Here is a 24,395-nt window from a genome sequence, read left to right as displayed (position 1 = left end):
GCCCTGCGGCGGGTAGTACACCTGGTCGTCGGCGGCCTGGGCGGGGATGGTGTCCCGGATCGGCGCCAGCACCGTGGTGTCGTACACGCCGGTGTCGTAGCCGCCCCGGGGGTCGCCGTACGGCATCCCGGCCGGGGCCTGCTCGCCGACCGGCTGTCCGGGCTGCCCGACGGCGGGGTGTCCGCCGACGGCGTGTCCCTCCGCCGGGTGGGCGCCCGGGTGGGGCTCGGCGGGCTGCTGGGGGACGTGCTCGATCCAGGCCTCGGCGTCGGTGTAGACCGGCGGCTCGACGGCGTGCCCGGGTTCGAGCGGCTCGGCGGCCGGCTCGGCCGGCGCCTCCGGAGCGGGCCCGGCGGTCTGCCCTGCGGCCTGCTCGGCGGTGGCCTCGGCCTCGGCGAGCGCCGCGGCCTCCTCCGCATGCTCGGCCTCCAGCGTGCGGGCGTCCGCGACGCTCTGGACGGCGGCCAGCACGCCCCGGTAGCCGGTGCAGCGGCAGAGGTTGCCGCACAGGGCCTGACGGGCCTCCACCTCGGTGGGCCGGTGGTTGCGCTGGAGCAGGTCGTGGACCGCCATCGCCATGCCGGGGGTGCAGTAGCCGCACTGGACGGCGCCGGAGGCGGCCAGCGCCTGCTGGACGTCGCTCGCCCCGCCGGCGGCCGACAGGCCCTCGACGGTGTTGATCTCGCTGTCGGCGGCCAGGGCCGCGGGCACCAGGCAGCCGGCCACCAGCTGGCCGTCCACCTGCACCGAGCAGGCCCCGCACTCGCCCTGCTCGCAGCCGTCCTTGGCGCCGGCCAGGCCGAGCCGCTCGCGCAGCACGTAGAGCAGGCTCTCGCCGATCCAGGCGTCGGTGACGGGCCGTTCGAAACCGTTGACCCGCAGCGTGTACGAGGCGCACGGGCGCAGCTCGCGGCTGACCTGAGGGGAGAGGCCGAGCGGGTCGGCGTCGAGGGTCTCGATGGGGTCTGTGGTCACTTCAGCACCCTTCCCAGTGCCCGTCGGGCCAGCACCGATACGGTACGCCGCAGCCGAACCGCGGCCGCGGTCGGCCCCTCGGTCACGGCCTCCCAGGCGCCCTCGGCGCCGTAGTCGTCGGGGACGCAGGCGGTGGCCACGTACTCGCCGAAGGCGGCGGTCGCGGCCGGGTCGATCTCCCGGCTGCCGTCCCAGTCGATGCAGCCGGCCACCCAGGCCTCGGCCTCCAGCGGGCGCAGCGGCACCGGCGCGACGGCCCCGACGGCGCAGCGCACCGAGCGCCGGGCCGGGTCGAGGACGAGGGCGACGGAGGCGGTGGCGCGGGCGGGGCCGCTGCGGCCGGTGGCCTTGAGGAAGACCTGCGGGGCGTGCAGCAGCGGGACGCGCACCCAGGTGAGCAGTTCGCCGGGGCGCACTGGGTCGAGTCCGGTGAGCAGGTGACTGACCGGCACCTCGCGGGTGCCGCCGGCCCGGGCCAGGGTGACGCCGGCCTCCAGCGCGGTGAGCACCGGGAGGGTGTCGCCGGCCGACGCGGCGGTGACGATGTTCCCGCCGAGGGTGCCGACGTTGCGGACCTGCGGCGGTCCGGCGGTGCGAGCGGCGTCCGCGAGCGCGGGGATGAGCGCGGCGAAGTCGGGGCGGTCCATCCGGGCGTGGGTGAGTCCGGCGCCGAGGACGGCGGTGCCGCCGTCCTCGTAGCGCCAGCCGCGCAGTTCGGTGATCCGGCCGAGGCCGACCAGCGCGGCGGGGCGGAGCCGGCCGGCGTTGACGGCCTCCATCAGGTCGGTGGCCCCGGCCACCGGTACCGCGGCCGGAGCGGCGGCCAGCGCGTCGACGGCCTCGTCGAGGGAGGCCGGCAGCATGATCGTCCGGTTCACCTGGGTCCCACCGTGCTCCACTTGCTCATCGATCGCCTGCCGCCCGCCGGCCCTGCGGCCGTGCTGTCCTGCGTCAGCAGCCCGGCCTGGCCCGTAGGGTACGGGCGATCGGGCCGGGTTGGGCAACTCTGGCACACAATGCTCGATGATCATTTCGGGGCCGTGAACGGGGCTGCCCGATTGGGACTGATACCGGGCGGTATCTGCCCCGACCCGCTCCGGGCCAGGGCAGATGTTCATCAGTTCTTGACGTCGGATGACCGCTCAGAAGTTCCCGGTGAGTAGGACTAGCGCACGGGCGGCGGTCCGTCGAGCGGCCGGCCGACCACTCCGGGCCAGCGCTGCCACGGGTGCGGGCCGTCGGCGGGGCGGTACTCGACGCCGAGCGCGTCCAACACCTTCAGGTGGGTCGTCAACCGCTGCTCGAAACCGGTGAAGTCCCGCTCGGCCGGGTCGGCGGGCAGCGCGGACCAGGCGACCTCGGCGAAGGCGACCAGCCGGGGGAAGGCCCGGTAGTCGATGTCCCGGGCGCTGTCCATGAACTCGCTCCACAGGTTCGCCTGGGTGCCGATCACGTGCCGGGCGGCGGCCTCGTCCAGCTGCGCGGGGACCGGCTCGAACCGGTAGACGTCCTCCAGCGTGCGCACGAAGCCGACCGGGATCGGCTCGTCCGGCCCGTCCGCCTGCCGGTGGTCGAAGTAGACGTGTTGCTCGGGGCACATCACCACGTCGTGCCCGGCCTTCGCGGCGGCGATCCCGCCGCCGAAGCCCCGCCAGGAGGAGACGGCGGCGCCCGGCGCGAGGCCGCCCTCCAGGATCTCGTCCCAGCCGATCAGCCGGCGGCCGCGCTCGGCCAGCCAGCGGTCGAAGTGCCGGATGAGGTGGCTCTGCAGCTCGTCCTCGTTGGCCAGGCCCAGCTCGCGGATCCGCGCCTGCGCGGCGGCGCTGTCCTTCCACTGCTCCTTGGGGCACTCGTCGCCGCCGAGGTGGACGAACTCGGACGGGAAGAGCTCCAGGACCTCCTCCAGCACCCCCTCGAAGAAGCGCAGGGTCTCCTCGGAGGCGTTGAGCACGTTGTGGCTCACCCCCCAGTCGGTCCAGACCCCGAGCGCGGCGGTGTCCACCACGTCGGTGTTGCCCAGCTCGGGGTAGGCGGAGACGGCGGCCTGGGTGTGGCCGGGCAAGTCGATCTCCGGGACGACGGTGATCCCGCGGGCGGCCGCGTAGGCGACGATCTCGCGCAGGTCGTCCTGGGTGTAGTAGCCGCCGTGCGGACGGTCGTCACGGCGCTGTCCGGCCCGGTAGCCGACCATCGAGCGCTCCCGCCAGGAGCCCTGCTCGGTCAGCCTCGGGTAGCGCTTGATCTCGACCCGCCACCCCTGGTCGTCGGTCAGGTGCAGGTGCAGCACGTTGAGCTTGTGCGCGGCCAGCAGGTCGACGAAGCGCAGCACGTCCGCCTTGGGCAGGAAGTGCCGGGCGACGTCGAGCAGCGCGCCGCGCCAGCCGAACCGGGGGGCGTCCTCGATGTCGGCGCCGGGCAGCACCCAGCCCTCGCGGCGCACCGGCGAGCGGCGGTAGGCGTCCGGCCCGAGCAGCCGGCGCAGGGTCTGCGCTCCCCACAGGGCTCCGGCCGGGCCGCCCGCGGCGAGCAGGGCGTGGCCGGGGCGCACCGTGATCCGGTACGCCTCGGCGGCGAGCGCCCCGTCCTGGACCAGCTCGATGCCCGCACCCGGCCGGCCCGGGCCGAGCGGCAGCCCGGTCGCGGCGGACAGGGTCGCCCGCAGCCAGCGCTCGGCGTCGGCCAGCGCGGGGGGTGCGGTCAGCGTGGTGGCGGCGTCGAGCGGGAAGTCCTCGTCCGGGCGGTGGACGGCACTCGAAGGTGCGGGAATGAGGTCCATTCCGACATCCTGCCCACGCCCCGGACGATTGGCATAGACCACAGCGGAAACCCTGGTGCTATGCAAAACGGCGTTGTGCGGAGCGCCCCGGACTACTTCTTGTCGCCGTCGCCGCCCTGCGGCTTGCCGATGCCGTCGTAGATCTCCTTGCACATCGGGCAGACCGGGTACTTCTTCGGGTCACGCCCGGGCACCCACACCTTGCCGCAGAGCGCCACCACGGGAGACCCGGAGAGCGCGCTCTCCATGATCTTGTCCTTCTGGACGTAGTGCGCGAAGCGCTCGTGGTCGCCGTCCCCGTTGGACACCTGCGGGACGGGCTCGACCAGGGTGCCGGTGCCGAGGCCGCGCTCGGGCTCAAGAGTGCTCATGGGTGCCAAGTCTATGGGCGCCTCCGGAAACCCGGCCAGTGTCGCGGCGCGGGGCCCGGTCCGCTCAGTTCATCGTCGGGTCGTCCGGGTACGTCGCCAGCAGCGCGAGCGGGCCGCGCTGGCGGCGCAGCACCGCGCGCCACAGCCGCTCCGGCTCGGGGCTGGAGACGTCCCCGGGCTCGCACTCCACGAGGTACCAGGCGCCGCTCTCCAGCTCCGACTCCAGCTGGCCCGGCGACCAGCCGGCGTACCCGGCGAAGATCCGCAGGCTGCCCAGCTCGCCGGCCATCACCTCGGGCGGCGCCTCCAGGTCCACCAGGCCGATCGCGCCGTGCACCCGGCGCCAGCCGAGCGGCTCGCCGGTGCCCGGCTCCCCGGGCGCCACCGCGAGGCCGAGCGCCGAGTCCAGCGCCACCGGGCCGCCCTGGAACACCACGGGGGGCTGTCCGACGAGTCTGTTCCAGCCGTCCAGCACACTGCCCACCTCGACCGGCGTCGGCCGGTTGAGGACCACGCCGAGCGCCCCCTCGGCGTCGTGGTCGAGGAGCAGCACCACCGCCCGCGCGAAGTTCGGGTCGGTGAGCAGGGGCGTCGCGACGAGCAGACGGCCGGTCTCGGACCGGCCTCCGTGCGAATGGGCCGCCGTCATGCCCACATGATCCCGCAGAACGGCACCGCTCGGACACCGCAACGCCCGGAAACCCGCCACGCCGACGAACACCCGTACGGCCGTACCGGGGAGCGGGCGCGGGCCCGGAGAGAGCACCATCACGGGAGAGGCTCACGGGAACCAACGGCGCGCCTACTACCATCTACGTCTGGTGGACGCCCTTATACGGTGCCGACTCGGTTTCGCCGGGGGCCCGAACGCGCCCGTTTATCGACCGGTCCACCACCGGCTCTCTCCCGGAGCCCCCTTCCCCGACCCCTCTGGCACCCCGGATTGCGAGAACGATGACCGACGACGTCCTGCTGGTCCACGGCGGAAACCCGCTCGAAGGCGAGATCCGCGTCCGCGGAGCGAAGAACCTGGTGCCCAAGGCCATGGTCGCCGCCCTCCTCGGGCAGGGCCCCAGCAGACTGCGCAACGTCCCGGACATCCGCGACGTCAAGGTGGTCCGCGGCCTGCTGCAGCTGCACGGCGTGACCGTGCGCACCGGCGACGAGGACGGCGAGCTGATCCTCGACCCCTCGCACGTCGAGAGCGCCAACGTCGCCGACATCGACGCGCACGCCGGCTCCTCGCGGATCCCGATCCTGTTCTGCGGCCCGCTGCTGCACCGCCTCGGCCACGCCTTCATCCCCGGCCTCGGCGGCTGCGACATCGGCGGCCGCCCGGTCGACTTCCACTTCGAGGTGCTGCGCCAGTTCGGCGCCACCATCGAGAAGCACCCGCAGGGCACCTACCTGGTCGCCCCGCAGCGGCTGCGCGGCACCAAGATCGAGCTGCCCTACCCCTCGGTCGGCGCGACCGAGCAGGTGCTGCTCACCGCCGTCCTCGCCGAGGGCGTCACCGAGCTGCGCAACGCGGCCATCGAGCCGGAGATCGTCGACCTGATCTGCGTGCTGCAGAAGATGGGCGCGATCATCACCCTGGGCACCGACCGGACGATCCTGATCACCGGTGTGGACGAGCTGAACGGCTACAACCACCGCGCGCTGCCGGACCGCCTGGAGGCCGCCTCCTGGGCCTGCGCGGCGCTGGCCACCAAGGGCGACATCTACGTCCGCGGCGCCCGCCAGCTGGAGATGATGACCTTCCTGAACACCTTCCGGAAGGTCGGCGGCGCCTTCGAGGTGGACGACGAGGGCATCCGCTTCTGGCACCCCGGCGGCGAGCTCAAGGCGATCGCCCTGGAGACCGACGTCCACCCGGGCTTCCAGACCGACTGGCAGCAGCCGCTGGTCGTCGCGCTGACCCAGGCCACGGGCCTGTCCATCGTCCACGAGACGGTGTACGAGTCGCGGCTCGGCTTCACCGGCGCGCTGAACCAGATGGGCGCGCACATCCAGCTCTACCGCGAGTGCCTGGGCGGCACCCCGTGCCGCTTCGGCGCCCGCAACTTCCTGCACTCCGCGGTCGTCTCCGGCCCGTCCAAGCTGATCGGCTCCGAGCTGGTCATCCCGGACCTGCGCGGCGGCTTCTCGTACCTGATCGCGGCGCTGGCGGCCGAGGGCACCTCGACCGTGCACGGCATCGACCTGATCAACCGCGGCTACGAGAACTTCATGGACAAGCTGCGGGACCTGGGCGCCCACGTCGAGCTGCCCAGCGAGCAGCTGGTCGACGCCTGACGGCCCGGTCACGGCAACGGCGAGAGGCCGGGCTCCCCAGGGGGGAGCCCGGCCTCTCGGGCGTTCAAGGGGTGGCTCAGGCAGCGCCCTTGGCGGCTTCCTTCAGCTTGGAGCCGGCGCTCACCTTGGCGCTGTAGCCCGCGGCGATCTGGATCGGCTCGCCGGTCTGCGGGTTGCGGGCGGTGCGGGCAGCGCGGTGGGTGCGCTCGAAGGTCAGGAAACCGGGGATGGTGACCTTCTCGTCGCCCTTGGCGACGACCTCGCCGACGATCTCGGCGAAGGCGGCCAGAACGGCGTCGGCGTCCTTGCGGGTCACCTCGGCGCGCTCGGACAGCGCGGCCACCAGCTCACTGCGGTTCATGTGTACTCCTGTGGTCTGTTCGCTTGCGGTGCGCGGGGGCCCATCGGTGCTCCCACCGGGGGGCACCCGGATGGGCCGCAGGTCCGCACACTGTGCTCATGCAGGCAATGCGTGGTCGCAGGCCGGGTCCGTACCCGATGCCGCGCGCCGGAGCCGTCGAAGGCCCGCCCGCCCGCCTGGATACGAATCCTGCCCCGACCGGCCCCGAGAAAGCCAATCGGGCCCCGGCCGAGCCACCCGAACATCGCCCGCCCGTTGGAGGTGTGACGCTCCGTCGGCTCCGGCGGACCGGGCGCGGGCGGCGGTCGGGACGACACGCCGGAAGACCAGGGGGACGTTCCGTACTTGTCGGACACGCCTGCCCCGTGCAGGGCTACGGTACGCCCTACGACTGACAAGCCCAAACACGCCCCTCGCCCTTGTGTCGCAAGGGTTCGGGGCGAGCTCGGCGGGTATGACCACTATTCGCACATTTGAGCGATCTACGACACGTCGCCCGATCCGCCCGTCAGAGCTTGACGGTGGGGAACGCGGACGTGTCGAGGGTGCCCACGATGCCGGGGGTCGGACGGGCCGGTGCGGGGGCCTCCTGGGCCCCTGCCAGGGCCGCCTCGCGCACCGCGGAGGCGACGGTCTTGGCGACGTCCTTGTGGAACACGCTCGGGATGATGTAGTTCGCGTTCAGCTCGTCGTCGGCCACGGTGGTGGCCAGCGCCCGGGCGGCGGCGATCATCATCTCGGTGTTGACGGTGCGGCTCTGGGCGTCCAGCAGGCCGCGGAAGACACCCGGGAAGACCAGCACGTTGTTGATCTGGTTCGGGAAGTCGCTGCGGCCGGTGGCGACCACGGCGGCGGTCTGCCGGGCGATGGCCGGGTCGACCTCCGGGTCCGGGTTGGCCAGCGCGAAGACGATCGAGTCCTCGGCCATGGTGGCCAGGTCGTCGCCGTCCAGGACGTTCGGGGCCGACACGCCGATGAAGACGTCGGCGCCCGCCACGGCCTCCTTGAGGGTGCCGGTACGGCCCGAGCGGTTGGTGTGCTCGGCGATCCAGCGCAGGCTCTCGGTGAGGTCCTCGCGGCCCAGGTGGACCACGCCGCGCACGTCCGCCACGGTGGCGTGCTCGACGCCGGCCGCCATCAGCAGCTTGAGGATCGCGGTGCCGGCGGCACCGGCGCCCGACATCACCACGCGGATGTCGCCGATCCGCTTGCCGACGACCTTCAGCGCGTTGGTGAGGGCGGCCAGCACCACGATCGCGGTGCCGTGCTGGTCGTCGTGGAAGACCGGGATGTCCAGGGCCTCGCGCAGCCGGGCCTCGATCTCGAAGCAGCGCGGCGCGGAGATGTCCTCCAGGTTGATCCCGGCGAAGCCCGGGGCGATCGCCTTGACGATGGCGACGATCTCGTCGGTGTCCTGGGTGTCCAGGCAGATCGGCCAGGCGTCGATCCCGGCGAAGCGCTTGAACAGGGCCGCCTTGCCCTCCATGACCGGCAGCGCGGCCTCCGGGCCGATGTTGCCCAGGCCCAGCACGGCCGAGCCGTCGGTGACCACGGCGACGCTGTTGCGCTTGATGGTCAGGCGGCGGGCGTCCTCGGGGTTCTCCGCGATCGCCATGCAGACCCGGGCGACACCCGGGGTGTAGATCATGCTGAGGTCGTCACGGTTGCGGATCGGCAGCTTGGAGGACATCTCGATCTTGCCGCCGAGGTGCATCAGGAAGGTCCGGTCCGAGACCTTGCCGATCGACACGCCGTCGATCGCGCGCAGCTTCTCGACGATCTCCTCGCCGTGCGCGACCGAGGAGGCCGCCACCGTGACGTCGATCCGCAGCGCCTCCAGGCCGGAGGCGGTGACGTCGAGACCGGTCACCGAGCCGCCGGAGGACTCCACGGCCGTGGTGATAGCACTGACGGCGTTGCCCCGGGCCGGGACCTCCAGCCGTACCGTGATCGAGTTGGAGACACTGGGCACCGTCGCCATCGACGCTTCCTTCTTCCGTCTGTCCCGCAGGCTCAACATTTTGTTGAAGGCATCGCCTGCGCATGCTAGACCTCGATCGTCGCACCTTCCAAGGGATAGCCAGAAATAACGTTCATTGAGTGTGCGGACCCGACAATCCCACCCGATGGCCGCCGCCTCCGCCGCTCACTCCTTGCCTCTCACGGCCGATGCGTTACATTGGACAGGCACCGGCTCGATCCAAGCCCCCGGGCCCAACCTTCGTCCCTTCGAGGGACCACTTGCCGCGAGGCGAGCATGGCGGGTCGGTGTTCAAACGTCTGAAGGCCCCTCACCAGCCGGTGAGGGGCCTTCTTCCGTAGGGGCCGTCAGCCGTGCAGCAGCGCGGGCACGCCGGCCGCGTCCGGCAGGTCGTCCGGGCCGGAGAGCACGGTCAGCCGCTGGGTCGCGCGGGTCAGCGCCACGTACAGCACCCGCAGGCCCGCCTCCGACTCGCCGGCGATGCCGGTCGGGTCGGCCACCACGGTCGCGTCGTACTCCAGGCCCTTGGCCTCCAGGCTGCCCAGCACCACCGCGCGAGCCCCCAGGCCCTCGGCCCAGCCGGCCGCCTCCTCCCGGCGGTCCATCGGCACCACGATCGCCACGGTGCCGTCCACCTCGGACAGCAGCCGCTCCAGCTCGGCCCGGGCGGCCTTGCCGAAGGCCTCCGGCGAGGGGTCCGTGACGGCCGCGAAGCGCGGTTCCACGCCGACGTGGCGCACCGCGCTCGGCGACGGCGTGCCCGGCGCGGCCAGCGCCAGCACCTTGGCCGCGACCTCGGCGATCTCGGCGGGGTTGCGGTAGTTCACGGTCAGCGTGAACCGGCGGCGCGGCTTGCCGGACAGCACCTCGTCCATGGCGGCCTGGGCCTCCTGCGGGAACGGCCAGGAGGACTGCGCCGGATCCCCGACGATCGTCCAGGTGGCCATCCGGGCCCGGCGGCCGATCATCCGCCACTGCATCGGGGTGAGGTCCTGCGCCTCGTCCACGATGACGTGGGCGTACTCCTTGCGCTCGACCGGCACGCGGTCGCGCTGACGGGCGCTGCGGTCGGCGAAGGTGGTGACCTCGTCCAGGCCGCTCAGCAGGTCCACCGCGTCCACCTCGCGGACCTTCGGGCGGGCCGGCTCGCCGAGCAGCACCTGGAGCTCGTCGATCAGCGCGACGTCGTGCGCCGACAGCGCGCCCTCGCCCTCCGCGGACAGGTGGCGCCAGGAGGCGGCCAGCAGCCTGGCCTCGTCCGGGGTCACGGCGCGACGGGCGATCCGGTTGGTGTGCCGGTGCCGGCACAGCGTGCCGAGCACCCGGCGTGGGGTCAGCGCCGGCCACCACGCGTCCAGGAAGTCCAGGAACGACGCCTCGTCCGAGACGTACTCGTCGAAGGACTCCTTCTCCTCCTGGCGCTGCTCGCGGGCGTAGTGGTCGGCCGGCTTCGGCAGGTCCCTGGTGGCCTGCTGCCACAGGGCGTCCAGCAGCAGCCGGCGGGCGCGCGGGCGCAGCAGGTTCAGCGGGGTGCCACCGGAGCCCACCACGTTGCCCCGCACGGCCTTCAGGCGGGAGGCGTCCAGCTTCAGCACCTCGCCGCGGGCGACCACCTTCAGCTCCTGCGGCGCGCCCAGCTCCAGCGCGGCGCGGGCGGCCCGGCGCAGCAGCTGGACCATCCGGGCCGAGCCCTTGACGCGGGCCGCCTCGGGCGAGTCGTAGGTGCCCGCCTCGATGCCGTCCACCAGCGAGCCGACCGCCCGGATGGCGACCTGGCCCTCCTCCCCCAGCGCGGGCAGCACGCCCTCGGTGTAGGAGACCAGCAGCGGGGTCGGCGAGACCACCAGGATGCCCCCCGCGTAGCGGCGGCGGTCCTGGTAGAGCAGGTAGGCGGCGCGGTGCAGGGCGACGGCGGTCTTGCCGGTGCCGGGACCGCCGGTGACGAGGGTGGCGCCCGCGGCGGCGGCGCGGATCACCTCGTCCTGCTCCTTCTGGATGGAGGAGACGATGTCGCGCATCGAGTGGCTGCGGGCGCGGCCCAGCGAGGCCATCAGCGCGCCGTCGCCGACCACCGCCAGCTCCTCGCCGCCCAGGGTCGGGGTGAGGTCGGGGCGCAGCAGGTCGTCCTCGACGCCGATCACCCGGCGGCCCTTGGAGCGGATCACCCGGCGGCGGATCACCCGGCCCGGTTCGACCGGGGTGGCGCGGTAGAAGGGGGCGGCGGCGGGCGCGCGCCAGTCGATCACCAGCGGGCCGTACTCGGCGTCCAGTACGCCGAGGCGGCCGATGTGGAGGGTCTCCGCGACGACCGGGTCGGCCGGGTCGAGCGGGGTGTCGGACGGAATGCCGTGCTCCTCCGGGGCGTCCGCCCGCTGGAGGTCGATCCGGCCGAACAGGAAGTCCTCGAACTCGTTGTTCAGACGCTGGAGGTGGGCGCCGGCCCGGTAGACCTGGGCGTCGCGTTCGGCGAGCGCGCCGGGGGTGCCGACCTGGACCCGCTTGGCGGCGTCCTCCAGGATGTACTCGGCCTCGGCGAGCTTCTCCTCCAACCGGTGGTAGACGGTGTCGAGGTGCTGCTGCTCACCGGCGATCTCGCGCGTGCGGACGGTCTCGTGGTCGGTGGCGGGGGTGGTGGGCGTGTTGCTCTGCATGGCCTCGGTGTTAGCGGCGGGAATCCCGCTCCGGAAAACGAGCGGACGGATGATCCTACGCCGCGACCCCCCGGCCGCGCTGCTCCGGAACGTACAAAAATCGAAGGCCGCCCTCCGCGGAGCGGAGGACGGCCTTCGGTGTCAACATGGGGTGGTGGAGATGCCGGGAATCGAACCCGGGTCCAGTGGAGTTAATTCAGGGCTTCTCCGAGCGCAGTCCGCTGTGCTTTTCTCGGCCCTGGCGGTCACGCGGACAAGCCGCCAACAGGCCCAGCTGCTGTTTGATTTCCCATCCGCCCTCGCAGCCCGGGCGGACGGTTGAGTTCCCTAGATTATGCCAGGGTCCGGGTCGGGAACTCCCCGGTCTGACACCCAAGCGCTATCGGTGCTTATTAGGCAGCGAGAGCGAACTGCTGGGAATCGCGCTTAGTGTTGGCGATTATTTTTTTGCGACACGTGGTTTACGAGATCATTGCCGCGTTCCTCGGCTCGCTTCCCCTGTTTCAACATCCCCTGTCGAAACCGATCATCCCCATGTTTTGTTGAGAAACAGCTCGGACGGTCATCGTCCGTGTTGCTTGCGCCATAGTACGCGAGGCGACGGGCGAGGGTCCAGCGGATTAACCCTGGCGTCGGCGGGCCGCCGCCACCGCGCGGGCCGTCTCGCGGGTGTCCTGCTTCTCGCGCAGCGTCTGGCGCTTGTCGTAGAGCTTCTTGCCGACCGCGAGCGCCAGTTCGAGCTTCACCCGGCCGTCCTTGAAGTACAGCGAGAGCGGGACCAGGGTGTGGCCCGCGTCGCGGACCTTGGTCTCGATCTTGCGGATCTCCAGCTTGTGCAGCAGCAGCTTGCGCTTGCGCCGGGCCGCGTGGTTGGTCCACGTCCCCTGGGCGTACTCGGGGATGAAGACGTTGTCGATCCACGCCTCGTGGTTCTGGATGTAGGCGTAGCCGTCGACCAGGTTGGCCCTCCCCTCGCGCAGCGACTTGACCTCGGTGCCGGTGAGGACGAGGCCGCACTCGTAGGTGTCGAGGATCGTGTACTCGTGTCGCGCCTTCTTGTTCTGCGCGATCAGCTTCTGTCCGGTTTCCTTTGCCATAACGCGGTCATTCTCGCACTTCGACGCCGGATCGGGCAGCTGCTTTAGGCCCGGGTGCCCAGCCCCGCGAAGACCCGCAGGGCGAGCTGGTCGGCCTCCTCGCCCGAACCCGCCGGGACGTCCGGGGTCAGGCCGGTGCCGTCCAGGGAGCGGCCGGCCGGGGTGTGGTAGCGGCCGACGGTCAGCTCCAGCACCGCGCCGTCGGCGAGCCGGCTGGGCTGCTGGACGGTGCCCTTGCCGAAGGTCCGCGAGCCCACCACCACGGCGCGGCTGCGGTCCTGGAGCGTGCCGGCCAGCAGTTCGGCCGCGCTCATCGTGCCGCCGTCCACCAGCAGCACCAGCGGGGTGCGCGTGTCGCCGCCGGGCGGGGCGGTCAACTCCCTGGTCTCGCCGCGCTCCTCGTACGAGCCGACCGCGCCGCCGTCCAGGAAGATCCCGGCGGTGTCGGCGGCCTCGTCGACCAACCCGCCGGAGTTGCCGCGCAGATCGAGCACCACGCCGGTGTGCGGGGCGCGCAGCGCGGCGCGCACCTGGTCGGCCACGCCGCTGGTGAAGGCGCGCACGGTCACCCGCAGCACGCCCTTGCCCAGTTGTTCGGCGGTGACCTGGCGGCTGTCCAGCAGCACGCGCCGCAGCCGCAGTTCGCGCTCCTGCCCCTCGCCGCGCCGGACGGCCAGGGTGACCTCGGAGCCGGCCCGGCGCTCGTCGCCCTGACCGCGCAGCCGCGCCACCACCTCGGTGACCGGAAGGTGGTCGGCCTGGTCCTGGCCGACCCGGACGAGCCGGTCGCCGGGGGCGATCCCGGCGACCGCGGCCGGGCCGCCCGGCGCGACCTGGGAGACCTCGGTGACGCCGTCCTGGCCGCGGCCGACCGAGAGGCCCACGCCCGGGTACCGGCCGTCCAGGCCCTGGCTGAACTCCGCGTACTCCTGGGCGCTGTAGTACGCGCCCCAGCGGTCCCCGCCGGCCGCCAGCAGGTGCTCGGCCTGCTGCTCGGACAGCGCGGCGCCGGCCGGGTCCGCCGGGAGCCCGCCGAAGGCCCCGGCGGTGTCGGCGGAGAGCCGGCGCGGCGGGTCGGTCTGGTCCCCCCAGGCGCCGGTGGCCGCACCGGCCAGCAGCACGGCGCCGAACACCAGGCTGAGCGCGGCCACCTGGCGGGTCCTGCGCGGAGTTTGCAGCATGGCACCGGAGTGTAGACACGACTCCGCGCGGGACGAACCGGAACGGCGGGCCCCGGAACGCCGACGGCCCCGTACGGCGCAGTGCCGTACGGGGCCGCCGGGGCGGTCCGGGATCAGACCTTGAGGTACTTGCGCAGGGTGAAGAACGCCGCGACGCCGGCCATGCCCATACCCACCACGATCAGCAGCGGTATCACCGCCAGCACCGAGCCGAGGCCGATGAAGTGGATGAACTGCACCCGGTCGGCCAGCCAGTTCTGGACGAAGAAGTGCCCGCCGATGAGCAGCCCGGAGGCCATCGCCGCGCCCAGCAGCGCCGAGAACGCCGCCTCGGCGATGAACGGCATCTGGACGTAGAAGTTCGAGGCGCCGACCAGGCGCATGATCCCGGTTTCGCGCCGTCGGCTGTACGCCGACACCCGGACGGTGTTGACGATCAGCAGCAGGGCGACGAACAGCATCAGCACCATGATCACGAAGGCCGCCGTCTGGAGGCCGTTGAGCAGGCCGAACAGGTTCTCCAGGATCTTCCGCTGGTCCTCGACAGACTTGACGCCGGGCTTGCCGGCGAAGGCGCTCTGGATCACGTCGTACTTGGTCGGGTCGTTGAGCTTGACCCGCCAGGACTGCGGCATGGCGTCCGCGCCCAGGACGGAGATGAGCGGGTTGTCCGGGTTCATCTCCTTCCAGTGCTTGTACGCGTCGGCGGAGCTCTCGTAGGTGGACGACTGGACCACCGAGGTCATCTTGTCCAGCTGGTCCTTGATGTCCTGGACCTGCTGGTCGGTGGCGGCGCCCTTGTCGCACTGCGGCGAGTTCCGGGCGTCGGCCTTGGTGCAGAAGTAGATGCTCACCTCGACCTTGTCGTACCAGTACCCCTTCATGGAGTTCACCTGGTCGCGGACCAGGAGCGAGGAACCGGCGAGGGCGAGGGAGAGCGCGACGCTGACCACGACCGCGATGGTCATGGTCAGGTTGCGTCGGAGACCCACACCGATCTCCGACAGGACGAACTGGGCACGCATGCGGGAAACACTCCAGGGTTGGTACTGCTCCGGGTCTGGCGGTTCGGGCCGACGGCCCCACGGGTCAGCGCTGGTCGGTCAGTGCTGGTACCCGTAGACGCCGCGGGCCTGGTCGCGGACGAGCAACCCCTTGTCGAGCTCGATGACGCGCTTGCGCATCTGGTCGACGATGGCCTGGTCGTGGGTGGCCATCAGCACCGTGGTGCCGGTGCGGTTGATGCGGTCGAGCAGCTTCATGATGCCGACCGAGTTCTGCGGGTCGAGGTTGCCCGTGGGCTCGTCCGCGATGAGCAGCATCGGACGGTTCACGAAGGCGCGGGCGATCGCCACGCGCTGCTGCTCACCACCGGACAGCTCGCCCGGCATGCGGTCCTCCTTGCCGCCGAGGCCGACCAGCTCCAGCACCTCGGGCACCACCTTGTTGATGGCGCTCTTGGGCTTGCCGATCACCTCCAGGGCGAAGGCGACGTTCTGCGCGACCGTCTTGTTCGGCAGCAGACGGAAGTCCTGGAAGACGGTGCCCAGCTGGCGGCGCATGTGCGGCACCTTCCAGTTGGACAGCTTGCCGAGGTCCTTGCCCAGCACGTGCACCGCCCCCGTGCTGGGGCGCTCCTCGCGCAGGCACAGGCGCAGGAAGGTGGACTTCCCCGAGCCGGACGAGCCGACCAGGAAGACGAACTCACCCTTCTCGATCTCCAGCGAGACGTTGTCCAGGGCGGGACGGTTCTGCTTGGGATAGGTCTTGGAGACGTTGTCGAATCTGATCACGGCTGCATCACGGAGGCCATCCTAGGCGGCGCCAGTCCTCGGTCGGTCCGCCCCGGAGGCCCGGTCCGCGGGCGGCGAAAGGAGCCGCAGAGGCCGCTCCCGGACTCGGACCATACGCGAATCGGCAACCGGCCCGCAGGGACCGCCCGTGACAACGACCGATCCCTGGGGGAGAATGTCCACTTATGCCCAGAATATTGGGAGGCATCTCACAGCCCGGGAGCCGGAACCGCCGGAACCTGGCAGAGTGGAGGGGGCGACCGTGTCACGGCCGCTCCCCCGTACAGGGCAGCGCGTGGAACCAAAGCCCCGTCCGGTGCGTTGGCTGTAGGCAAGGAGGAGATCGCATGACCTGCGACCATCTGGTGTGCGCCAACTGCAACGGCCGCGTCAGCGACGGGCGTTGCCCGGTGTGCCGGGCCAACCGGGCCCGGATCCAGGAGCAGCAGAGCCCGTTCGCCGCGCTCTCCCCCGCGATGCTGCTGGCCCTGCTGGCCGGGCTGCTCGCAGTGGCGCTGATCGCGCGGCAGGCACTGGCCTGAGTCCACGGACGTACGGGATTCCGGGCGCACGGGCTCCGGAGCCGTCGGCCCGAACACGCGAGGAGGCCCCCGACCACTGCGGTCGGGGGCCTCCTGCGTCGTTCACGGCTGCGCGGACCGTGCGCCGGCTGCTCGGCACCGGCCCGCGGCCGACTACTCGGCGCTGGTCTCGCGCTGCTTGCGCCAGCGGATCCCGGCCTCGATGAACCCGTCGATGTCGCCGTCCAGCACGGCCTGCGGGTTGCCGGCCTCGTACGCGGTGCGGACGTCCTTCACCATCTGGTACGGGTGCAGCACGTAGGAGCGCATCTGGTTGCCCCAGGAGCTGCCGCTGTCCTTGAGCGCGTCCATCGCCGCCTTCTCCTCCTGGCGGCGCCGCTCCAGCAGCTTGGCCTGGAGGACGTTCATCGCGGACGCCTTGTTCTGGATCTGCGAGCGCTCGTTCTGGCAGGAGACCACGATGCCGGTCGGGATGTGCGTGATGCGCACCGCCGAGTCGGTGGTGTTGACGCCCTGGCCGCCGGGGCCGGAGGCGCGGTACACGTCCACCCGCAGCTCGCCCTCGTCGATGTCGACGTGGTCGGACTGCTCGACGACCGGGAGGACCTCGACACCGGCGAAGGAGGTCTGCCGGCGGCCCTGGTTGTCGAACGGCGAGATGCGCACCAGGCGGTGGGTGCCCTGCTCGACCGAGAGGGTGCCGTAGGCGTACGGGGCCTTCACGGTGAAGGTCGCGGACTTGATGCCGGCCTCTTCGGCGTACGAGGTGTCGTACACCTCGGTGGGGTACCCGTGCCGCTCGGCCCAGCGCAGGTACATGCGCATGAGCTGCTCGGCGAAGTCGGCGGCGTCCACGCCACCGGCCTCGGCACGGATGTTGATCAGCGCCTCGCGGGCGTCGTACTCGCCGGACAGGAGGGTGCGGACCTCCAGCTCCTCGACCGCCTTCTGGAGGGAGACGAGCTCGGCCTCGGCTTCGGTACGGGTGTCCGCGTCGTCCTCGGCCTCGGCGAGCTCGAAGAGCACGCCCAGGTCGTCGATGCGGCTGCGCAGGCTCTCGACCCGACGCAGTTCACCCTGGAGGAAGGAGAGCCGGCTGGTCACCTTCTGCGCGTTCGCGACGTCGTCCCACAGGGTGGGGGCGGCTGCCTCCTCCTCCAGGACCGCGATGTCGGCCCGGATCTTGTCCAGGTCGAGGACGGCCTCGATCGACCCCATGGTCGTATCGAGGTTCTTGAGCTCTTCGGAAGGATCGACGGCTGCCACGCCCCCAGGGTAATGGTTCCGGGAGTGGTCATGACGACACCCCCGGTTCCCCCGGAGTCGGCGGCCCGGTCACGGCGTCCGCCGCGGCCGCCGGACGGCTCCGGCTACGGCGCCCGCGGGGCCGTGCCCGACACCGCCGGACGGGTCGGGTGGCCGTCGTCCGGCACGGTGGCCGCGAAGGCCGTCCAGGCCGCGGCGGCGCCCGCCAGCAGCAGCACGGTGGCGATCAGCACGGCCAGCAGCCGGCGGCGGCGCAGCAGGGCCTGGCGGTCCCGGCGGTGGCCCGGGGCGACCCGCTGGGCACGGGACTCCACCGCGTACGCGGCCAGCTCGTCGGCGGACGGGCGGCGCAGGCTGGTGTGGGTGTCCCGGGTGGAGTCCGGGGCGGCGCCCGGCACCAGCGGGACGGCCGGGCCGCGGCGGCGCTTGTGGACGCCCGGGCCGGCGTCGACCTCGGCGTAGACGGCCTCGCCGGGGGTCAGCTGCTCCTCGGCCGGGGCGCGGCCCTGGCCGGGCACGGCGAGCACCGGCAGGCCCGCCAGCGAGGGCAGCTGCTCGCGCAGCCGGGAGGCCAGCTCGGCGGCGCGCAGCCGGGAGGCGGGAGCCTTGGCCAGGCACTCGGAGATGATCCGCCACAGCCCGTCCGGCAGGCCGGGGATCGGCGGCACCTGCTCGGTGACGTGCCGGCGCAGCACCGCGCCGGTGTGGCCGCCGCCGAACGGCGTGAAGCCGGCCAGCAGCTCGTACAGCACGGTGGCGAGGGCGTAGATGTCGACGGCGGCGCGCGGCTCCAGGCCCTCGATGATCTCGGGGGCGAGGTAGTCGGGGGTGCCGATGATCCGGGTGGCCCGGGTGCGGCGCGGGGCGTCGACCAGGCGGGCCACGCCGAAGTCGGTGAGCTTGGCGCGCGGGGCGCCGCCCGGGCCGGGGGCGGCGGCGAGGTCGAGCAGGACGTTCTCCGGCTTGACGTCGCGGTGGACGATCCCGGCCGCGTGCGCGGCGGCCAGGCCGTCGGCGACGTCGGCGATGATCGAGGCGGCGGTCTGCGGCGGCAGCGCGCCGTCCCGCTCCAGCCGGGAGCGCAGGTCGGTGCCCTGGACCAGCTCCATCACCAGGGCGAGGTCGCTGCCGTCCACCACCATGTCGCGCACGCCGACCACCCGGGGGTGGTCGAGGCTGGTCAGCGCGGTGCGCTCCTGGACGAAGCGGCCGACCAGCACCTGGTCGGCGGCGAGGTCCTCGCGCAGCAGCTTGACGGCCACCGGGCCGTCGGGCCCCTCACCGAGCCAGACCGTCCCGGCCGAACCCCGGCCGATGACCTGGTGGACGGTGTACCGGCTGCCGATCTTGCGTGCCAATGCTGCTCCGTGGGCGGCGCGGGAGCGCTCCGGGGGTCCGGGGCGCTCGGTGGGGCGGGACAACAGCGACCAACCTACGCGCCCGGAGGCCCCGCGGGGGCCGCCCGAGCGGCCCGGAGCGGGAGTCTCGGCCGAGAAATCTCGCCAATTGTCGACATAGCGTCAATCTTGCCGCCCCGGCGGGCCGGAGACCGGACCGGCTCCGGGCCGGGCCCGGGGACGGCCCGGACGAGGCGCGGCCCGGGCGCGGATCCGAGCCGGGACGGGCACGGATCCGATCGGGACGGGCACGGATCCGATCGGGACGGCGCTACTTGCCGAAGATGGCGTCCACCCAGCCGCGCACCGAGTCGAACCAGCCCACCACGTTGTCCCAGTAGTGCGGCAGCGGCGTGAAGTTCCACAGCGCCACCCCGGCCACGGCCAGCACCAGCAGCACCACCAGACAGCCCTTGAGGCAGCCGAGCCCCGGGATGTACATCCGGTTGCGGCTGCGCGGACGCGGCTCCCGCGCCGGCCCGGACTCACGGCGGCCCGGTGCCGACGGCTCCTCGCGGCGCTGCGGCGGAGCCTCCCGGTACTGCGGGGCCGGCGGCTCGGCCCGGCGCGGCACCGGGGTGGGCGCGGGCGGCGGCGGGTAGCCGCCCTGCGACTGCCCGTACCCGGCCGGGGCCTGCCGGTAGCCGCCGGGCGGCTGCGGACGGCCGCCCTGGCCGCGCTGGCCCCCCTGGCCGCCCTGACCGCGCGGACCGACGCCCTGACCGCCCTGGCCCTGCGCCTGGTAGGGCGGCGGGGCCACCGGCGGACGCTGGGCGTAGCCGGGCGGGGGCGGCGGCTGGCGGTAGCCGCCGGGCTGCTGCGGCCCCGGGCGCCCGCCCGGGGCGCCCTGGCCCTGGCCCGGCCCCGGCCGGTGCCCCTGACCGGGGTGGCCCCCCGGACCGGCCTGGAAGGGCGGCGGGGCGACCTGCGGCTCCGGGTAGTCCGCGAAGTCCTCCGGGCCGAAGTAGCCGACCTGGGTCTGCTGGTTGCGGTCCCGCGCCGCGCGCAGCTGGGTCTGCCACGGGTGCGGCGCCTCCTCCTGCGGCGGCGCGGCGGGCGGGGGCGGCGGCACGGCCGCGGGCGGCATCACCCGGGTGCGGTCCGGGGCGCCCTGCGGGGGCGGCGGCTGGGTGCCCATCACCCGGGTCGCCGCGGCCGGGTCGTAGTGCGGCCCGCCCGGGGCCGGCGGCAGCACCTGGGTGCGGTCCTCGGTGCCCGGCGCCGCGCCACCCGCGGCCACGGCGCCCGGCAGCGTCGCGGACGGCATCGGCGGCAGGTTGGAGGGGACGGCCGTCGGCTGCGGGTCCGGCAGCAGCAGGGCGCCGACCGCCAGCGCCTCGTCCACCGCCGCCGGGGAGGCGTGCACCCCGACACCCGCCGCGACCACCCGCAGCGCGTGGGCCAGCGAGGTGGCGCCGGGCCGCTGGGCCGGGTCCTTGCGCAGGCAGCGCTCGATCACCGTCCAGAGCGGCTCCGGCATGGTGCTGGGCCGCTGCGGCTCCTGGGCCAGGTGGGCCTGGAGCACGGCGAGCGCGCTGTCCCCCTGGAACGGCTGGCGGCCGGTGACCAGCTCGTACAGCATGATCCCGGCGCCGTACACGTCCACCGCGGAGGTCTGCGGACGGCCCTCGGCGGACTCCGGCGCCACGTAGGCGGGGGTACCGACGAACTCGTGGGTGCGGGTGACGCCCGGGGAGTCGGCGAGCCGGGCGATCCCGAAGTCGGTCAGCAGCGGGTGCATCCGCTCGGCGCCGTCCACCACCGTGGAGGCGAGCAGCACGTTGGCCGGCTTGAGGTCGCGGTGGACGATCCCGTCCGCGTGGCTGGCCGCCAGCGCGTCCGCGACCTGGGCCATCAGCAGGGAACCCGCGATCGGGCTGAACGGGCCGTTGGCACGCAGGTAGCGGGCCAGGTCGGGGCCCTCCACCAGGTCCATCACCAGGGCCAGCAGCTCGCCCTCGACCACCAGGTCGCGGACCCGGACGATGTTGGGGTGGGTCAGCCGCAGGAGCAGCGAGCGCTCGCGCAGGAAGCGCATCACCACGTCGGGGTCGGCGGCCAGCTCCTCGCGCAGCACCTTGATCGCCACCCGCTGCCCGGGCGCGCAGCCCGGCACCTGGACGTCCTCGCGCACCGCGCCGCGCCAGACGGTGCCGGTCGCACCCCGTCCGAGGGTCTCCTCCAGCAGATATTTGCTGCCGACTGGCCGCACCTGTCGCACTCCTCGCCGTGCCGCCCGCGCGGGGCGCTCCTCCGCCGGTGCGGTGAGCCTGCCGGGCCCGTGTCTGCGGCCACTCTAACGGTGTCCGTTCGGGATTTTGAGGTCGTCGGTAGGCCATCCGCACGGTCCGGGGAAGGGTTGGGGGACATCCCCTAGGGAAGGTCCCGGGGACCCCGTGCGAGGACGGTCGACCTGACCCTCCGTCGCCCCCCGCGCAGCGGCGATCGCAAGATCGTCAAATCCGGTACGGTGCGCGGACCGTCCTCGACGGATGGCAGGATGGACACTCGCCACTCGTGTGGCCCAACGGTGCCCGGGGCACCGGGGAGCGGTACCAGGCTTCACATCAGCAGAAGGGACCCGCGGGCGAGATGCAGATCCGGCTGACCGTCCTCCGACCGCGCAGCGGCCCGTCCGCCGCCGGCTCCGCCATTCCCTACGTGGACGTGCTGGTCACCGCGCCCGTCGGCACCGCACTCGGCGCCATCGCGGGCGCGCTCGCGGGCGCCGTGGGCGTACGCGGGCCGCGGGCCGCCACCCACGTACACCTGTACGCCGGGGCGCACCGCGTCGACGAGCACACCCTGCTCGGCCACCCCCCGCTGCTCGACGGCGCCGTCCTCAGCCTGAACGAACCCGACCCCACCGCCGACGACCCCGACGACACCCCCGCCGCCGCCGAACTGCGGGTCGTCGGCGGCCCCGACGCCGGCGGCGTCCACCGGCTGCACGGCCGCGAGATCCGGGTCGGCCGCTCCGCCGAGGCCGACGTCCCGCTCGACGACCCGGACGTCTCCAGGCTGCACCTCTCCCTCCACCTCGCCGACGACGGCCGGATCTCCGTACGCGACCTCGGCTCCACCAACGGCAGCACCCTGGACGGCCGGCTCGTCCCGCCCGTCCCCCCGGAGGCCGCCGTCCCGCTGGAACCCGGCGCGGTCCTGCGGATCGGCGAATCCACCCTCCAGGTGACCGCCCCCGACCCGGCCGAAGCCACCGGGGCCACCCGCGCCGCCCTGCCGGACGGCCACGGCCACCTCCAACTCGCCGCCCCCGGCCCCAGCCGGCCCGCACCCCCCGTGTTCGAGCCGCCCGCCGCCCCCGAACCCGCGCCCGGCCGCAGCCGCGGCCTGTTCTCCCTGCTGCCCGGCCGCGCCGCCGAACCGCCCGGCCAGGAGAACGCCGAACGCCACCACGCCGCGGTACGGCTCCGCCAGACCGCCGCCCAGCGCGAACGCTGGCCCGACCTCGCCACCCTGCTGCTCAACGCCGTCGGCCCCGGCCCCCGGCTCTGGGAACGCGGCCCCGGCCACCCCGACGCCCTCACCCTGCGCCTCGGCACCGCCGACCGCCCCGGCGGCCCCGGCACCACGCCCGGCACCATGCTGCCCGCCGTCCCCGTCACCCTCGACCTCCAGACCGCCGGCAGCCTCGGCCTCAGCGGCCCGCGCGAGCGCCTCGACGCGCTCACCCGCGCCGTCGTCGCCCAGCTCGCCGCCCTCCACCCGCCGACCGGTCTGAGTCTCGTCGTCGTCGACGCCGACCCGGCCCGCGCAGCCGAGGACCGCGCCGACACCTGGGCCTGGGCCCTGTGGCTGCCCCACCTGCGGCCCGTCGACGGCCAGGACTGCCGGCTGCTGATCGGCCTCGACGACGAACAGGCCACCGCCCGGCTCACCGAGCTCACCGCCCGGCTCAGCGGCCCCAGCGGCCTCGGCAGCCACGGCGCCACCGTCGTCGTGGTCGACGGCCGCCCCGCCACCGAGACCGCCCGGCAGGCCCTCGACCTGCTGCTCCGGCAGGGCCCGGCCGTCGGCATCTTCCCGATCTGCCTCGCCGAACAGCCCGAACTGCTCCCCCGCGGCCTCGGCGCCACCGCCCTGATCACCGGCGAGGTCGGCACCCAGCTCTCCCTGGACCGCCCGGTCGCCCGCGGCCGGGAGACCCTGCACGAGGTCTCGCTGGACGCCGTCTCCGACGCCTGGGCCGAACGGCTGGCCCGGGTCCTCGCCCCGCTGCGCGAGGCCGTCCCGGCCGCCCGCGGCCCCCTGCCCGACGCGCTGCGGCTGCTCGACCTGCTCCAGCTCGACACCGTCACCCCGGCCAAGCTCTCCGCCCGCTGGGAGGCCCACGCCGGGGGCATCGGCGCCGCCACCGCCCTGCTCGGCACCACCCGGGACGAGCTCTGCACACTCGACCTGGCCGACCCCGAACTCACCCTCCCCTCCCCCGACCCGGGCGGCCCCCACCTGCTGATCGGCGGCGCCCGCGGCTCCGGCAAGACCGAACTGCTGCGCACCCTCGTCGCCTCGCTCGCCGTCTCCGAGCGGCCCGAACGGCTGACCGTCACGATCATCGAGGGCCGGGCCGTCACCGACGGCCAGGACGGGCTGGACGGCTGCACCGAGCTGCCGCACGTCACCGGGCGGGTCAACGCCGCCGCCGACCCGCGCGCCGCGCTGCTCGCCGCCGAGGCACTGGAGGACGAACTCGCCCTGCGGGAGCGGCTGTTCGACGGACTGGACTTCGCCTCCTGGCACGCCGCGCGCATCCTGGACGCACAGAGCCTGGACGAGCAGGAGGCGGACGCCGTACCGGTGCCCGCCGTCGTCGGCGGCGGAGCGGCCACCACACCCCGGATCATCCCGCCGCGCAGCGCGGAAGCCCCCCGGCCGACCGGGCCCTCGCCCGCCCCCACCCGGCTGGTCGTCGTCGTCGACGACTACGACGCGCTGCTCTCCCCCACCTCCCCCGTCGGCCGCCCGCTCGCCCGCGCGCTGGCCGCCGTCGCCCGCCGCGGCGGGCCGCTCGGCGTCCACCTCGCCGTCGCCACCGGACGGCCGGAGGAGAGCGCCGGCAGCGAGGTCGACGAGGCCGCGCTGCTCCGCATCGCCCTGCGCACCGACGACCCGGCCGACTCCGACCTGCTGATCCACCTCGGCGACGCGGCCGCCCTGCCCGAGGACACCCCCGGCCGCGGCTACCTCCGCCTCCCGGACGGCGGGGTCAGCGCCTTCCAGACCGCCCGGATCAGCGGCCGCATCCCGCGCACCGCCACCCTGCGGCCCACCGTCGTCGCCATAGACCCGCTCCAGCTCGGCGCCCCGCCCGCCCGCCGGCCCGTCCGCGAACTCGGCAACGGCCCCACCGACCTCGCCCTCCTCGCCAGCGCCCTCCAACGCGCCGCCGCCCGCTGACCCGAATTCCCCAGGCCAGGCCACAAGAGGCATGGTGGAATTCTCTGCCCCTGCCGCGATTACCGTCACGGCAGGGGAAGAATTCATACGGGCCAATATGGAACATACAAGAATGGGCGGGCCCGCATCCAAGGACGCGGGCCCGCCCAAAACAAAGCAGAATGTGCTCACCCACCCGCCCACCCCAGGAACCGCAACGTTCGGCGGCCCCGGCCAGCTCTGGCCCGCGCGCCGTCAGCCCATCTGAGCGGAACTTGAGGATCACGAAACGGCCACACGGCGCCCATGCGC

Annotated in this window: 17 protein-coding genes, 1 other RNA gene and 1 pseudogene; 3 read left to right on the top strand and 16 right to left on the bottom strand. The window is 73.4% G+C overall.

Annotation, left to right across the window (positions count from 1 at the left end):
* Positions 1–297: 297 nt before the first annotated feature.
* The 5 genes and pseudogenes from ACWD4P_RS10835 to ACWD4P_RS10815 form a co-directional block, all read right to left on the bottom strand.
* Positions 298–900: pseudogene (locus ACWD4P_RS10835) on the bottom strand ((2Fe-2S)-binding protein); the annotation flags it as partial.
* A gap of 71 nt (positions 901–971) precedes the next feature.
* On the bottom strand, positions 972–1,838 hold the full coding sequence (locus tag ACWD4P_RS10830; protein WP_359825737.1) for an FAD binding domain-containing protein: 867 nt from the start codon (positions 1,836–1,838) through the stop codon (positions 972–974).
* 302 nt (positions 1,839–2,140) lie between these two features.
* Complete coding sequence (locus ACWD4P_RS10825) at positions 2,141–3,751, bottom strand: beta-N-acetylhexosaminidase (protein WP_359825732.1); 1,611 nt, start codon at positions 3,749–3,751, stop codon at positions 2,141–2,143.
* Positions 3,752–3,843: 92 nt separating this feature from the next.
* Positions 3,844–4,122: a DUF3039 domain-containing protein gene (locus ACWD4P_RS10820; protein ID WP_359825729.1), complete on the bottom strand. Its 279-nt coding sequence runs from the start codon at positions 4,120–4,122 to the stop codon at positions 3,844–3,846.
* Between the two features lie 64 nt (positions 4,123–4,186).
* A complete protein-coding gene (locus ACWD4P_RS10815; RefSeq protein WP_359825727.1) occupies positions 4,187–4,771 on the bottom strand; it encodes a YqgE/AlgH family protein in 585 nt (194 codons plus the stop codon).
* A gap of 305 nt (positions 4,772–5,076) precedes the next feature.
* Between ACWD4P_RS10815 and murA the strand changes: the two genes are divergently transcribed.
* On the top strand, positions 5,077–6,417 hold the full coding sequence (gene murA, locus ACWD4P_RS10810; RefSeq protein ID WP_359825725.1) for a UDP-N-acetylglucosamine 1-carboxyvinyltransferase: 1,341 nt from the start codon (positions 5,077–5,079) through the stop codon (positions 6,415–6,417).
* Positions 6,418–6,493: 76 nt separating this feature from the next.
* Here the strand turns inward: murA and ACWD4P_RS10805 are convergent, their stop codons facing one another.
* The 8 genes from ACWD4P_RS10805 to ftsE all read right to left on the bottom strand — a co-directional run bounded on the left by ACWD4P_RS10805 (position 6,494) and on the right by ftsE (position 15,481).
* Positions 6,494–6,778 (bottom strand): HU family DNA-binding protein, encoded by a 285-nt coding sequence (locus ACWD4P_RS10805; protein WP_030242980.1) that lies wholly within the window; start codon positions 6,776–6,778, stop codon positions 6,494–6,496.
* A 508-nt stretch (positions 6,779–7,286) separates the two neighbouring features.
* The gene (locus ACWD4P_RS10800) at positions 7,287–8,759 is read right to left on the bottom strand and encodes an NAD-dependent malic enzyme (protein ID WP_359825722.1); all 1,473 of its coding nucleotides are present in this window, start codon (positions 8,757–8,759) and stop codon (positions 7,287–7,289) included.
* Between the two features lie 347 nt (positions 8,760–9,106).
* Positions 9,107–11,410, bottom strand: coding sequence for a HelD family protein (locus tag ACWD4P_RS10795; protein WP_359825720.1), 2,304 nt, complete (start codon positions 11,408–11,410; stop codon positions 9,107–9,109).
* A gap of 152 nt (positions 11,411–11,562) precedes the next feature.
* Positions 11,563–11,944, bottom strand: a transfer-messenger RNA (tmRNA) gene (ssrA, locus tag ACWD4P_RS10790).
* Positions 11,945–12,030: 86 nt separating this feature from the next.
* Complete coding sequence (smpB, locus tag ACWD4P_RS10785; protein ID WP_449779362.1) at positions 12,031–12,507, bottom strand: SsrA-binding protein SmpB; 477 nt, start codon at positions 12,505–12,507, stop codon at positions 12,031–12,033.
* Positions 12,508–12,551: 44 nt separating this feature from the next.
* The gene (locus tag ACWD4P_RS10780) at positions 12,552–13,688 is read right to left on the bottom strand and encodes a S41 family peptidase (RefSeq protein WP_449779361.1); all 1,137 of its coding nucleotides are present in this window, start codon (positions 13,686–13,688) and stop codon (positions 12,552–12,554) included.
* Between the two features lie 113 nt (positions 13,689–13,801).
* Positions 13,802–14,713 (bottom strand): permease-like cell division protein FtsX, encoded by a 912-nt coding sequence (gene ftsX / locus ACWD4P_RS10775; RefSeq protein WP_359825716.1) that lies wholly within the window; start codon positions 14,711–14,713, stop codon positions 13,802–13,804.
* A gap of 78 nt (positions 14,714–14,791) precedes the next feature.
* Positions 14,792–15,481, bottom strand: coding sequence for a cell division ATP-binding protein FtsE (gene ftsE, locus ACWD4P_RS10770; RefSeq protein WP_030059730.1), 690 nt, complete (start codon positions 15,479–15,481; stop codon positions 14,792–14,794).
* A gap of 347 nt (positions 15,482–15,828) precedes the next feature.
* Between ftsE and ACWD4P_RS10765 the strand changes: the two genes are divergently transcribed.
* Positions 15,829–16,023 (top strand): hypothetical protein, encoded by a 195-nt coding sequence (locus tag ACWD4P_RS10765; RefSeq protein ID WP_049653432.1) that lies wholly within the window; start codon positions 15,829–15,831, stop codon positions 16,021–16,023.
* A 153-nt stretch (positions 16,024–16,176) separates the two neighbouring features.
* Here ACWD4P_RS10765 and prfB read toward each other — a convergent pair whose 3' ends face one another.
* From prfB to ACWD4P_RS10750, 3 genes are all read right to left on the bottom strand, one after another.
* A complete protein-coding gene (gene prfB, locus ACWD4P_RS10760; protein ID WP_359825713.1) occupies positions 16,177–17,289 on the bottom strand; it encodes a peptide chain release factor 2 in 1,113 nt (370 codons plus the stop codon).
* A 104-nt stretch (positions 17,290–17,393) separates the two neighbouring features.
* Positions 17,394–18,647: a serine/threonine-protein kinase gene (locus ACWD4P_RS10755; protein WP_359825710.1), complete on the bottom strand. Its 1,254-nt coding sequence runs from the start codon at positions 18,645–18,647 to the stop codon at positions 17,394–17,396.
* A 310-nt stretch (positions 18,648–18,957) separates the two neighbouring features.
* Positions 18,958–20,898, bottom strand: a complete 1,941-nt coding sequence (locus tag ACWD4P_RS10750; RefSeq protein ID WP_449779360.1) for a protein kinase domain-containing protein — start codon at positions 20,896–20,898, stop codon at positions 18,958–18,960.
* A 380-nt stretch (positions 20,899–21,278) separates the two neighbouring features.
* Between ACWD4P_RS10750 and ACWD4P_RS10745 the strand changes: the two genes are divergently transcribed.
* Positions 21,279–24,104 (top strand): FtsK/SpoIIIE domain-containing protein, encoded by a 2,826-nt coding sequence (locus tag ACWD4P_RS10745; RefSeq protein ID WP_359829117.1) that lies wholly within the window; start codon positions 21,279–21,281, stop codon positions 24,102–24,104.
* Positions 24,105–24,395 lie beyond the last annotated feature (291 nt).

It is taken from the genome of Kitasatospora sp. NPDC002543, assembly GCF_053594915.1.
This window is presented reverse-complemented; position numbering and strand designations above follow the sequence as displayed.

What these genes read in the sequence shown, in the direction of transcription:
- ACWD4P_RS10830 (WP_359825737.1), bottom strand. Translation starts at nt 1,838, where the DNA reads ATGCTGCCGGCCTCCCTCGACGAGGCCGTCGACGCGCTGGCCGCCGCT.
- ACWD4P_RS10825 (WP_359825732.1), bottom strand. Translation starts at nt 3,751, where the DNA reads ATGGACCTCATTCCCGCACCTTCGAGTGCCGTCCACCGCCCGGACGAG.
- ACWD4P_RS10820 (WP_359825729.1), bottom strand. Translation starts at nt 4,122, where the DNA reads ATGAGCACTCTTGAGCCCGAGCGCGGCCTCGGCACCGGCACCCTGGTC.
- ACWD4P_RS10815 (WP_359825727.1), bottom strand. Translation starts at nt 4,771, where the DNA reads ATGACGGCGGCCCATTCGCACGGAGGCCGGTCCGAGACCGGCCGTCTG.
- murA (WP_359825725.1), top strand. Translation starts at nt 5,077, where the DNA reads ATGACCGACGACGTCCTGCTGGTCCACGGCGGAAACCCGCTCGAAGGC.
- ACWD4P_RS10805 (WP_030242980.1), bottom strand. Translation starts at nt 6,778, where the DNA reads ATGAACCGCAGTGAGCTGGTGGCCGCGCTGTCCGAGCGCGCCGAGGTG.
- ACWD4P_RS10800 (WP_359825722.1), bottom strand. Translation starts at nt 8,759, where the DNA reads ATGGCGACGGTGCCCAGTGTCTCCAACTCGATCACGGTACGGCTGGAG.
- ACWD4P_RS10795 (WP_359825720.1), bottom strand. Translation starts at nt 11,410, where the DNA reads ATGCAGAGCAACACGCCCACCACCCCCGCCACCGACCACGAGACCGTC.
- smpB (WP_449779362.1), bottom strand. Translation starts at nt 12,507, where the DNA reads ATGGCAAAGGAAACCGGACAGAAGCTGATCGCGCAGAACAAGAAGGCG.
- ACWD4P_RS10780 (WP_449779361.1), bottom strand. Translation starts at nt 13,688, where the DNA reads ATGCTGCAAACTCCGCGCAGGACCCGCCAGGTGGCCGCGCTCAGCCTG.
- ftsX (WP_359825716.1), bottom strand. Translation starts at nt 14,713, where the DNA reads ATGCGTGCCCAGTTCGTCCTGTCGGAGATCGGTGTGGGTCTCCGACGC.
- ACWD4P_RS10765 (WP_049653432.1), top strand. Translation starts at nt 15,829, where the DNA reads ATGACCTGCGACCATCTGGTGTGCGCCAACTGCAACGGCCGCGTCAGC.
- ACWD4P_RS10745 (WP_359829117.1), top strand. Translation starts at nt 21,279, where the DNA reads ATGCAGATCCGGCTGACCGTCCTCCGACCGCGCAGCGGCCCGTCCGCC.